This window comes from Methanosarcina sp. KYL-1 (assembly GCF_024372725.1).
In the GTDB taxonomy this organism is placed as follows: Archaea; Halobacteriota; Methanosarcinia; order Methanosarcinales; family Methanosarcinaceae; genus Methanosarcina.
The window spans coordinates 345,783-357,642 of record NZ_VOUA01000001.1; the positions used below are offsets into that span (position 1 = coordinate 345,783).

An 11,860-nucleotide genomic window follows, 5' to 3' on the forward strand; every position below is an offset into this window, starting at 1 on the left:
CCTTCTTCCTTCTCGATTACGCCTTAGCGATCAGTTTTTGTGCAACTCTTACAGCATCCATTGCGTCTTCCGCATATGCATCGGCCCCTATCTGGTCGGCATATCCCTGGCTTACGGGAGCCCCTCCGACCATGATCTTAAACTGCTCCTCACATCCCATGCTGTTTCGAAGTTCCACTACGTCCCTCAGGTATGGCATGGTTGTGGACATAAGGGCGGAACACGCAACAATGTCTGCCTTATTTTCTTTTGCGGCTTCGAGATACTTTTTTACGGGGACATCTTTTCCGAGGTCGATAACTTCCATCCCTGCAGTTTTCAACATGACGGCGACAATGTTCTTTCCAAGATCATGGATGTCTCCTTCGATCGTACCAATAATTACTTTTCCAGCGCATTTAGCTTCGGATACGTCCAGAGCATCGATCAGCATCTTATTTGATTTTTCCATTATGCCGGCAGCAAGTACGACCTGGGGCAGGAAAAATTTCCTCTGGTTAAACCTTTCTCCTACTTCGATCATCGCATCTGCCAGAGTCTTCATAACCGTTGAAGCGCTGATATTGTTATTCAGGCACTCTTTGACGGCACTGGTTGTTTTGTCAGAGTTTATTGCTAAAAGTGAATCATAAACTGATTTGAGTAATTCTTCTTCTGCCATGTTCCAACCTTTTTATTTGATTTATTTTATCAGTAAAATATTAGGGTTTTTATCAACCAATCAATACTTTTTTGTTATATTATTTATAATTTTCTATTCAATGCGAAATGTTTATATATAATTTAGTTTCACTACTTATTTGGTTACGGAATTTATATGCTCAAATATTGTGAACTACCATGATGAACGGGAAACTCTCTGAAAATTTCAATTTAATTGATACTCCTTCGAGAAATAATATGTTCTTTCACATGGGGACATAGGATTCATTTTTCTCCTTCCGCGGAGCTTCGGAATCTGTTCTCTCTATATTTTTTCAGGGTTTTGCCTGAAGTAAAAATCAAGATGATCCGGACAGTTATGAGAGTTTTAATGTCTTAATATAAGATAAATAAAGGAAGACGTTGAATGGAATATTTCATTTCCAAGATGCTGAATGGAAAAGAAAGAACTGAAAGTGAACATGAGCGTTTAATTTACCGAAATTCCCTTGAACTGGTTGAAGCCCATGATCTTACTTTTGATCCCGAATATCCGGTACCTGTGGATATGAGACTGGCAGACCGTGTTTTCAGTGCAGCTCTCAACTTGCTGGAAGAAGTTGGAGTTTATTCCACAGATACAAAGAGAGTGGTTGAGTTCTCCAAAAGTGAAATGAGGCAGTGCATCAGAAACTCCCCATTTTCTTTTAGAATAGGGAGCAATGCAGATTCAACAGAGGTCAGGTTCAGAAATGTGCTTGATGAACGGACCCCGTTGATTATCGGGGGGCCCTGTGCAGTTCCTATAACTGATGATTTATTTCTTCCGGTTCACCGGTCTTATGCAAAAATAAATCGGGTTGATTCGGTTGCACCTGCTTCGTATCATTGTTCTGAATATCCACGCTACAGGTTAAAGAAGAGTCCGCTTAACATGTATGAGGCTCATAAGGCGGTTAAGTTGATCAAAGAAGCCTGCAGAGTTGAAGGGCGCCCTGATATCTGTTGCGTAAGCCCTCCTTTTATTGATGATGTTAGAACCGCGCTTTCCATATCAGACCCTCAGTTTATGGGTAGGGGGGACCTGGAGGAGTTGTATCCGAAACCCGATTTGAAAGCGGATCTTGATCAGATGGCGAGAGTCATTCATTATCGTGGTGTGGGGGTGTACTATGTGTCCTCCTCCATGTTATTGATGGGTGGCATCACAAGTGCCACTCCCGAACAATTTGCAATTGAAATGACTGCAGAGATCTTAAAAAGCAGAATCCTTTACTCTTGTCCCCTTAGTTTTGTTCATCCTAACCATCTTCGAAGTCCGGCTTCCAGGTCTCTGGAAGTGTTGTGGGCTTCCTTTATCACTTCCATGGCAATTACAAGGAACTCTGATCTTCTTCACGGCATTGTGGTCAACAATTCTTCCGGTCCCTGTACAGAGTCAATGATGTACGAAACTGCCGTGCAGACGATAGGGAGCACTGTTTGCGGTGCCGATTCGCTCTCTGGCCCGGTTTCAAATGCAGGTAATGAACTGAACCATGCTGCGGGTCTGGATGCTCTTTTCATGGCAGCGGTTTCTGAACTCTCGGTATCCCTCTCTCTAAAGGATGCAAATGATCTATGTCTTATTTTGTTCAATGAGTATCGGGACAAAAAGCCTGAGTTTGGAAAAAAGTTTGATGAATGCTATGATCTCTCAAGAATTGAGCCTTCAGAAGAATATCTTGACATATACGAGAGGGCAATGGAACATATATATGAACTGATAAGTGAAAGCCTGTGAACTTCTAAGAACTTGAAATCAACGTCATTCTGCAGTTTTGTGAACAGGCTCTTTGTATATCAAGAACTGGGATTTATTGAATGTTGGTTCTTTGCCTCCTGGTTCTTATCCTAAAGTTAAATAACCATTCCTGACATTGGATAAACTGACATTGGATAAAATAAGATTTATCAGGCATGACCTGTTTGTCCTGATAAACCAAACTCTCTAAAATCAGCTTACGTTTTCCAATTTTGAGCATACCCGTCTGGAAATTGCAAATTTACCCCTCTTTAGCTTCCCTTATCCCCACGCCCATAACCATCAGTTTCGTCTCCATTGGGGGGTGGTTCCAGCCGTCGGGGGAGATCGTTTTTTTCTCAATGGAAATCTCGACCTGGGGTCCGCTTAAGCCGCAGTCTTTCATGTAGTCCCCAATAAGCTTTTTTCCGAGGGCTGTGGCTGTGTCAAGGGCATCGGTGTAGATTTCGAACTTCAGCCTGCCTGTGGGGGAAAAGACAAGAAAGCCCTTATCGGGAGACATCAGGCTTTCGGGCCGGATCAGGATTTCAACCCTTTTGATGCCTTTTCCCACCAGGGCTCCTACTGCGTTTCCCACCTCGGCGTGTTCGGGGACCTGGACTTCCGCATCTATGAGCTCTTTTATTTCCTCTCTGTATGCCCGGACAGGGCCTCCGAGCAGGACTATGGGAATTCCCAGTTTGAATTTTGCAGGGTAGTTTCCGTCAAGGATTTTTTCAACGGCTGTTTCGGGGACTCCTGCCAGGATATAGGAGAGCAGGTGAAGGGTCATGCTCATTGCAACCTGTTTTTTTACGGCAGTGCAGAACTCGTGGGGGGTCATGCGCATGAGCCTTGAAAGGCGTTCGGCCCCTATGCGGGAAGCTTCTTCGTTCCAGTCCGTGTAGTCCCCAAGCACATGCAGGGCATCGGTAGGGGTAAAGCCGATTGCCTGGACAAGCCGCTTCTTTATAAGGGAGTCAAGGGTCTGGGGGATCGGGTCTTTTTTGATAAGCTTTCCTATCTCGTCGATGGAGAGGGGTTCGTCTCCGAGTACATTCAGGATTTCGGCTTCCGAAACGCTCAGTTCCCCTGCAGGGTAGCCGGACCGCAAGAAGAATTTTGTGGGCTGGACGTTTTCACAGAGATCTTCTCTGGCAGGCATGGGGGTCCTTTTTAACATGTTCAGGAAATCGGGGTACTGCATCGCGGCCACCGAAAGGGGTATGACTCTCCGCGGGCCGATGAAAAGTTCTCTGTTCATCGTCCAGACGTGGCTGTCCCCGCCCATCGCCGTGGTCTCCATTTTAATTGCCCTTACGCGGGTCTTCCACCCGCCCACAACGGCGCCTTCATCGCTCAGGTCGGGCACGCCCCCGCAGATCGAGGAAATGTCCGTGCTTGTCCCGCCCACGTCCACAACGGCGCAGGTCTCAAGCCCCGAGAGGTAGGAAGCCCCGACAAGGCTTGCCGCAGGCCCGGAAAAAATGGTCTCGATGGGCTTTTGCAGGGCATCCCTGATCCCAACCACGGAACCGTCGCATTTGAGCATGAGGAGCCTTGCATTGATGCCCCTTTCCTTTATGTCGGTAATGATTGACTGCGCAAACTGCCGGGTTATGGGGATTAGCTGGGCGTTTAGAAAAGCGGTTACTGCCCTTTCGTAAGCTCCCAGTTCCTGGGAGAGCTCGTGCCCGCAGACCGCAGGCAGGCCCGTAAGTTCAAGGACCCGGTCCCTTGCTTTCAGTTCATGTTCGGGGTTCCGGGTGCTGAAGTAAGAAGAAATGGCAAAAGCAGACACCTTGCCCTTTACCTTCAGGGCAAATTTCTCAATGGCCTCGAGGTCCAGGGGTACGTTTTCTTCCCCGTTATGGTTGTGTCCGCCTGCGGCAAAAAGGACATGTTTTGTGGGCAGTTCCTTTTCAAGGGGGTGGTCTCCTATAAGGATCAGGGCAACTGGGAACCCCGTACCCTCCAGGATCGTATTGGTAGAAAGAGTAGTTGAAACCGAGACCAGTTTTACATTTTCGAGATGTTCAGGTTCCAGGCCGTTAAGCACGTTTTTAATGCCGGTCAGGGGGTCAGGGTAGGTAGTAAGCGCTTTGTTTGAAGCTATAATGGCGCCGTCAGAGTCTCTTATGAGCACTGCATCCGTGTAAGTTCCGCCTGCATCAATCCCGAGGCTGTAATGCATGATGAAAATGACTCCTTTGTATATTTGTTTTTGTTTTTGGGTTTATTGCAATTTGGTACTTCTGTGCAATAACCTGGCTATTTTAAAACTGATTATGGGTTAGGTATGCCGAACATCAGATAAAAGGAATTGCTTATCACTGTGAACATTAAATCCAGAGATCGGAAGCGATTTTTTATATCTCTCCTGTGAAATTCAAGTAAATCCGGGTTTGAAACCGGATTGCCCGGTAAAATTCATTTAGATGAAAAATCGGATCTCTTTAAGGAAAACTATTAATAACTTTATTTCTGGAAAACAGGGAAATAATTCTCAATTAGATAGTGAATTTCAGAGGACTCTGCTGCTATGGCTCCTGCAAAACCTGCCCAAAACGCTACTTCTCATCTTCCCGAGGATTACGATGCCCTGATCTCCGATGTTCTTCCTTACTACTCATCTTTTCATCAGGAAACCCTCAATTTCGTCAAATCGCTGCCGTCCATCCCGAAGGTATGGATGGATGCCGGATGCGGAACAGGGTCCCTGGTCAATAAGGCAATTGGGGACTTTCCCGATACAAAATTCCTTTTACTTGACCCTTCGGAAGGCATGCTAAATCAGGCAAGGGAAAAACTAACGTCCTGCCCTGCCGAAAGGCTGGAATTTCTGAGAGCTTCCCCCACACAGGAATTCTCTCAAAAATTAGAGGAACAACCGGACGTTATCACTGCTATACAGTGCCACCACTACCTTAGCCGCGAAGGCAGGGCCGAAGCCACCAGGGTGTGTTATAAGCTGCTAAAAGAAGGTGGAGCTTACATCACCTTCGAAAACATCAGGCCGCTAACGGAAGAGGGCATAACAATAGGAAAACGATACTGGGGCAACTTTCAGTTAACCCGCGGCAGGAGCGAGGAAGAAGTCGGAAAACATCTTGAGCGCTTTGATACTGAGTATTTCCCCCTAACTGTCGAAGAACATCTGGAACTGTTAAGAGAAACAGGATTCAAGATCGTGGAGTTGTTCTGGTACTCTTACATGCAGGCTGGTTTTTACTGCATTAAATAATTCATTCAACTGTTTTGCAGAGTATCATCCATTTATGCTGTCGCTTCGAATATCCGAAGTTAATAAGAACCCGGTTAAAATAAGATCAAGTAAAATATATGTCCTGAAAATTTGTCGGAGTTCCTGAAGCTTTGCAGCCTCAGGAATCCTGAAAAAAAGAATTTAAGTAATACGAAAAATCTTAGTTTTTCGGAGTTCTTGAACTTCTTGAATTTCTCGAACTTCCGTTGGAACCTCTCGAACTTCCGTTATAATTTCTTGAACTTCCTGCATTTCTCGTATTATTTGTGCCGCGGGAGTCCCCGCGAGAGTCACTGCGGGAGTCACCGGCATTCTTTGAGCTTCTTCCCCTGGATTTCTGGGCAAGTTCAACAAAGGGTTTTTTCCCTCTTCTCTTGTTTTTGAAGATTTCAAGCAGGGCTTCAGCCTGTTCAAAGGGCACGGTTACGAAGGAAAAGTGGGGGAAGATCTCAACATCTTTGATTCCTGCCTCCATGTCTCCGGTTTCCTGCTGTATGAATTCGCAGAGTTTCTCGGGGGTCATGCCGTCAGCTTTTCCCATAGCTATGAATAGCCTGGCTTTGCCTTTCTTATCGACATATGAGCTGCCGGAAATCTCCGAATAAACGCTTTCGTCAAACTTCTCCTTGAAGGTGTACTTCAAAAGGGCGGCCAGGATTTTCTCTGCAGGGTACTCTTCCAGGAGCTTTTCGCTCATCTCAAGGCAGTCCCCGTAGTCTTCGGACACTATGGTGGCTTCGAGCTCGGTTTTTACTCTTGTTTTCTTGGCCTTTATCACGTCTTTTATTTCAGGCAGACGGCCTTTTTTCATCTCGGACTTTGAAGTCTTTTTGATATAGGTGAGGCGCCTGTATTCCGTAGACGTTACAAAGGTTATTGCAGTCCCCTGTTTTCCGGCCCTTCCTGTCCTTCCTATCCTGTGCACGTAGGACTCAGGGTCCTGGGGCAGGGAATAGTTGATGACGTGGGTCAGGTCAAGGATGTCAATGCCTCTGGCTGCAACGTCGGTTGCGACCAGGATATTTAACTTCTGCTTCCTGAACCTGTTCAGGATTTTTTCCCTTTCTTGCTGGGAGATGTCCCCGTGCAGGGCATCAGCCGAATAGCCACGGTCGCTGAGCTTCTGGGCAAGCTGGCTGGTATCTGTTTTTGTCCGGCAGAAGACAAGCCCGTAGAATTCGTCTTCAATGTCGATAATCCTGCAGAGGGCTTCAAACTTATCGTGTTCCTTGACCTCGAAATAGATCTGTTCGGTCAGGTTTGCGACAAGTTCTTCTTTTTCGATTGAGACATGCTCGTAGTTTTGCATGTACTTCTTGACAATGCCAAGGATTGGTTTTGGCATTGTTGCAGAGAAACAGAGCATCCTTTTTTCAGGGCCTGTTGCCTTCAGGATCTCCTTTATGTCGTCAATAAAGCCCATGTTAAGCATTTCGTCGGCTTCGTCAAGCACGAAGTAAGAAATGCTGTCGAGGTTCAGGCTCTTTCTGTTGATGTGGTCGATGACCCTGCCGGGGGTCCCTACAACGATGTCCACTCCGCTTTTCAGTGTCCTTAGCTGCTGGGTCATGGACTGTCCCCCATAGATAGGGGTGATGTGCAGCTTTTTGTCCCCTTTCAGGGAGTTGAGCTCTTCTGAGACCTGGATTGCCAGTTCCCGGGTCGGGGTAAGGATTATTGCCTGGACCTTTCCTGACTTTTCAGGTATTCTTTCAATAATCGGGACACCGAAAGCTACGGTTTTTCCGGTCCCTGTCTGGGCCTGCCCGATAATGTCACATTCTCCTTTCAAAAAGAGGGGGATGACTTTTTCCTGAATTGGGGTTGGTTCTTCAAACCCTTTCTTTTTCATGGCTTTCAATGTGCTGTCCGAAAGCCCAAGTTCCTTGAATTTTGCTAATTTTTCCATGTACTCACTCTAGAATTGACCATTTTTGCTTGCTTATTTTGCTGATTGCAGATCTTGCCTGTTACATATTTTCTTAATTGCGGTTTTTCTGGCTGTGCGGTCTCTTGTGCACAGCTTACAGTCTAACCATACGGCAGGCCAGTTCCCGTAACAGTTAGAACCGCCGGTTTCATCTCTGCAGGTCAGCAAGGGCTTTTGATGGTTTTCTTTCGTTTTGTTCAAAGCCGGGCGGCATGAACTCCATCAAAAGCTTAAAAGGCAGGAAGCCTTCTGAAACAGCCGTATACGTTTAAATATAAACGTACGATGAAAGGTGGTTGAAAACCAGGAAAGTCAATTTTTTAGTATAAACAAAACTTAAACAGTTAAAATACGGTTTTCTTGGATAAGTTCCGACTATAGCTTTTGACATCTTCCCCTGGATGCAGACAGGTACGGGAATCCCGAATCAAGCATAAACAATGCATTACATGGAGTTCCTGTATATAACCTTTCTCTATATCTGGCCTGATCCCTGTCACGGCTTTTTGCCCGAATATCCGGAGGCCCGGAAACCCGGGAATCCATGGGCAGTAAAGTTTCTTTACAGAATACTTTACAGAAGGAATTATTTGTCCGTACGGCCAATTCCTGTGCAAAAAAGCCTTAAAGCCCTGCTGCAGGCCCCTCTCTGCAGAATCTGATGCGAATAATTTCCCTGTCCTCGGGCACATTCGGGATATCAGGTGCTCTTGAGCGTTATTCTGTTCTTAATTCACTTATCGAATGCATGAGCAGGAATAAAATGGCCGCAATAAATGCCCCTGCCAGTTCAGGCATGAATTCATTTGAAATCATTGCTAAGAGGGTAAAAACAAAAGTGAGTATAATTAATGTATAGTTATTCATATATCAAAATAGTCTTATTGGTATAAATTCTTTTTCGCGGATCTTCTGGATTTTTTCCTTTATGGTCGTTTTTTCTAAAACTATTCAAGGCAGAAATATGCCTCTTATATTCGTTTTTTGTATAATTATTTTATATTTAAATTCTTATGGATGTGTGAAAATAATAAAAAATTAATATCTAAGTACTGGTCAAAAAAGAGTTTAATCGTATATCAATAATTCCTTCATTGATGCCGGAAAATAATGCTGTTTTTATGCGCTTGCACATTTACGTCCTCGTGGACTATCTAGAACTTGCATATTTCCGTTTTTATGCAGGACTTACGCACTTGAGATACATAATAAAGTACAATAGACGTTGTGGTTAAATTTAAGATTTAGACAGTTTAAGGTTTAATTCTATTGATTTCTCAGCTCAACCGCGTAAGTCCTATTATGCATTCACGCGCTTGCGTAGTTTCCGGTGCCCAGGAAGACCAGTTTTGTCTCCATGGGGTTTTTCCAGCCATCAGGCACGATTTCTCTTTTGTCTATTTCGATCCGGATCTTGCCGGGGTCAAGGCCCGAGTCGGCCATGTAGTCCATTATCAATTTTTCTCCCAGGCTGTGAGCATGGTCAAGGGCTTCTCCGTAATGTCCGAACCTTTCCCTTCCCCTCTCCGAAAAGACGAAGAATTCCAGGTCAGGAGCTGCCATGGATACAGGCCTTATCAGGATTTCGGCTCTGCGTACTCCTTTTGCGGCAAGGGCTCCGGCTGCGTTTCCTGCTTCCGCATGTTTCGGGACTACGATTTCCGCATCAAGGATATTCTTCAACTCTTCCTGATAGGCGACAACCGGGCCCCCGATAAGGACCACCGGGACTTCCACTTTGAATTTTGCGGGAGATTCGAGGTCAAAGATTTTCCTGACCTCGGTTTTATCGACTCCATCCAGGAAGAACGATATGAGTCCCGAGGCCATGTTTCTGGCAAACTCTTTCTTTATATGCCTGGCAAATTCCTCTTTTTCCATCCCCACAAGGGACCCGAGCATCGCTGCTCCTATTTCCGAAGCCTCAGTTTCCCATTCTGTATAGTCCCCGAGCACGTGGAGGGCGTCAGTAGGGGTAAACCCGACTGCCTGGATCAGGCGCTTCTGGAGCAGGGAGTCCAGCTGGTAGGATGCAGGATACTTTCCAAGGCGGGTGTACATCTCGGAAACGGATGTAGGCGTTTCGCTTACCGCATCCAGGACTTCCTTTTCCCCTTTGCTGATCTCTATTGGCCTGTACCCTGTCCTGATGTAGAACTTTGTGGGCTGGAAATTGATCCCCATGATTATTTTCGAGGGCATGGGGTTTACTTTCAACTGCTGCAGGAAACCCAGGTAAAGTGAAGCCGCCCTGCAGAGCGGAATTACCCGGTGGGGTCCGATGGTAATCTTTTTTTCTTTGACCCAGACGTGGCTGTCTCCCCCCATTGCCGAGGTCTCCATTTTTATCGCCCTGACCCGGGTCGTCCAGCCTCCAACTACGGCTCCGGCTTCGCTCATCTCAGGGACCCCGTTTTTGATCATGGAAATGTCCGTGCTCGTACCTCCCACGTCGATCATGGCGCAGGTATCCTTTCCGCTCAGGAAAGCGGCTCCCACCAGGCTTCCCGCAGGGCCCGAAAAGATGGACTCGATGGGTTTTTCCAGGGCCTTTTTGATTCCCACGACGGACCCGTCGCATTTGAGCATCAGGACTTTTGCCTCCATCCCGCGGCTTTCTATTTCTTTTACCACGGTCTGCATGAATTTCTCGGAAATCGGGATTAACTGGGCGTTAAAAAAAGCAGTTACAGCCCTTTCGAAGGCTCCCAGGTCCTGGGAGAGTTCGTGGGCACAGACCACGGGCAGGCCGGTAAGTTCAAAAACGGCTTTCTTTACGGCAATTTCGTGTTCGGGGTTTCTTATGCTGAAATAGGACGAAACCGCAAATGCCGATACCTTTTCTTTAACTTCCAGGGCGAATTTCTTCACAGCTTCAAGGTCAAGGGGAGCGGCCTCTGCCCCGTTGTACCCGTGCCCACCGTTTACCTGAATATAGTGGGGGGTCGGAAGTTCTTTTGTGAGGTCATAGTTCCCGACAAGGATCAGCCCTACCGGGAAGCCTGTCCCTTCCAGGATCGTGTTGGTGGAAAGGGTGGTAGAAACCGATACGACTTTTACGTTTTTTATGTACTCTTTGTCCAGCCCGTCAATTGCGTTTTTAATGCCTTCGAGCGGGTCAGGGTATGTCGTAAGCGCCTTGCTTACCGCGATGACGGTGTCATCCCTGTTCCTGACAATTACGGCGTCGGTGTAGGTACCTCCTGCATCAATACCAAGGCTGTAGTGCATTTTTCTAACTCCTTTTTAGTTTTTACTGGCATTTACTGGTATTCGCGTATTGCAGGTTAGATATCCCAATTCTTTTAAATACTTTTCCAATTTCTTTATTCACTGTTAACTTTAAAAATTCATTATCAATTGCCAACTTTTTACTTTTATCCGTTAAGTTACGCTTAAATAATTTTCTATTAAGCTCGTGCAGTCGTGCCCGATTAATACTCCATTCTCCACCTTTCTCATGGAAAATCTTCTGCCAGTTCTTTCTGTTAATTTTTTGCACTTAAGGTTAAAGACTGCCAGAAAAAAATGGGCTGAAAAGGACTGAAAAAAACGGGTTAGAATAAAAGTTGAATTGGGAATAACATCAACCGATAATAAGAGACACTAAAAGTAGAATTAATGAAGAATTGAAGGAAAGGAATATGGAAAGGAATATGGAAAGGAATCAAGGATGGGGGTTCAGGCTTCAAAACCAGCCCTGGAGGTGGAGCTCGTCAGTAAGCATTTCTTTTAAGAGGTTCAGCCTGTCTACCGAATTCTTTATCTGTTCAGGCTTGTCGAGGAGTTCTTCGCACCCGGTTTCTTCTTGAATGGTGGTGACCCTCAAAAGTTCGGCAAAGTTTACGCATTCGTCCAGGAAGCTGTTAAAGAGCCTGCGGGATTTCATAAAGTAGTCAGAGGTCCTGAAGTCCGGCTGGAGGGTTTTTTCGTATTCTGCCCTCTGTTTTATTTCCGAGGCCTGGAACCGGGCTTCCACATAGTCCCTTGTATTGAGGGAATCGCCGATGTCCCGGAGGACGGCTCCTATGTGCTGGATGAAGTAGGCTACTTCAAAAGCCCACTGCTTATCGTAATTTGTCTGGGGGCCGGGATTGAAAAAAGGGGTGGTATCCATTGCCGGTATCTCCTGCTAATTTTTCCTTTCGCCTTCTCACAATATTAACAGTCTTGACAGCCTTAACAGTCTTAACAGTCTGGGACGGATTGAATAAAAATTTAACTATGTTTTCCGGTTGCA

8 protein-coding genes are annotated in these 11,860 nt (G+C 46.0%); 2 read left to right on the forward strand and 6 right to left on the reverse strand.

What is annotated here, in order from left to right; translation table 11 throughout:
• Window positions 1-16: 16 nt before the first annotated feature.
• The gene (locus tag FTO70_RS01645; protein WP_255333948.1) at window positions 17-661 is read right to left on the reverse strand and encodes a B12-binding domain-containing protein; all 645 of its coding nucleotides are present in this window, start codon (window positions 659-661) and stop codon (window positions 17-19) included.
• Between the two features lie 408 nt (window positions 662-1,069).
• Between FTO70_RS01645 and FTO70_RS01650 the strand changes: the two genes are divergently transcribed.
• Complete coding sequence (locus tag FTO70_RS01650) at window positions 1,070-2,425, forward strand: monomethylamine:corrinoid methyltransferase (RefSeq protein ID WP_255333949.1); 1,356 nt, start codon at window positions 1,070-1,072, stop codon at window positions 2,423-2,425.
• Window positions 2,426-2,687: 262 nt separating this feature from the next.
• On the opposite strand, the gene FTO70_RS01655 is transcribed toward FTO70_RS01650, so the two are convergent.
• Window positions 2,688-4,619 carry a hydantoinase/oxoprolinase family protein gene (locus FTO70_RS01655; protein ID WP_255333950.1) on the reverse strand — a complete coding sequence of 644 codons (1,932 nt, stop codon included), beginning with the start codon at window positions 4,617-4,619 and terminating at the stop codon, window positions 2,688-2,690.
• A gap of 348 nt (window positions 4,620-4,967) precedes the next feature.
• Here FTO70_RS01655 and FTO70_RS01660 point away from each other — a divergent pair, with 348 nt between their 5' ends.
• A complete protein-coding gene (locus FTO70_RS01660) occupies window positions 4,968-5,669 on the forward strand; it encodes a class I SAM-dependent methyltransferase (RefSeq protein WP_255333951.1) in 702 nt (233 codons plus the stop codon).
• Between the two features lie 181 nt (window positions 5,670-5,850).
• On the opposite strand, the gene FTO70_RS01665 is transcribed toward FTO70_RS01660, so the two are convergent.
• From FTO70_RS01665 to FTO70_RS01680, 4 genes are all read right to left on the reverse strand, one after another.
• Window positions 5,851-7,599, reverse strand: coding sequence for a DEAD/DEAH box helicase (locus FTO70_RS01665; RefSeq protein ID WP_255333952.1), 1,749 nt, complete (start codon window positions 7,597-7,599; stop codon window positions 5,851-5,853).
• Window positions 7,600-8,337: 738 nt separating this feature from the next.
• Complete coding sequence (locus tag FTO70_RS01670; RefSeq protein ID WP_255333953.1) at window positions 8,338-8,487, reverse strand: hypothetical protein; 150 nt, start codon at window positions 8,485-8,487, stop codon at window positions 8,338-8,340.
• A 441-nt stretch (window positions 8,488-8,928) separates the two neighbouring features.
• On the reverse strand, window positions 8,929-10,851 hold the full coding sequence (locus tag FTO70_RS01675) for a hydantoinase/oxoprolinase family protein (protein ID WP_255333954.1): 1,923 nt from the start codon (window positions 10,849-10,851) through the stop codon (window positions 8,929-8,931).
• 457 nt (window positions 10,852-11,308) lie between these two features.
• Window positions 11,309-11,737: a hypothetical protein gene (locus tag FTO70_RS01680; protein ID WP_255333955.1), complete on the reverse strand. Its 429-nt coding sequence runs from the start codon at window positions 11,735-11,737 to the stop codon at window positions 11,309-11,311.
• Between the last annotated feature and the right edge of the window lie 123 nt (window positions 11,738-11,860).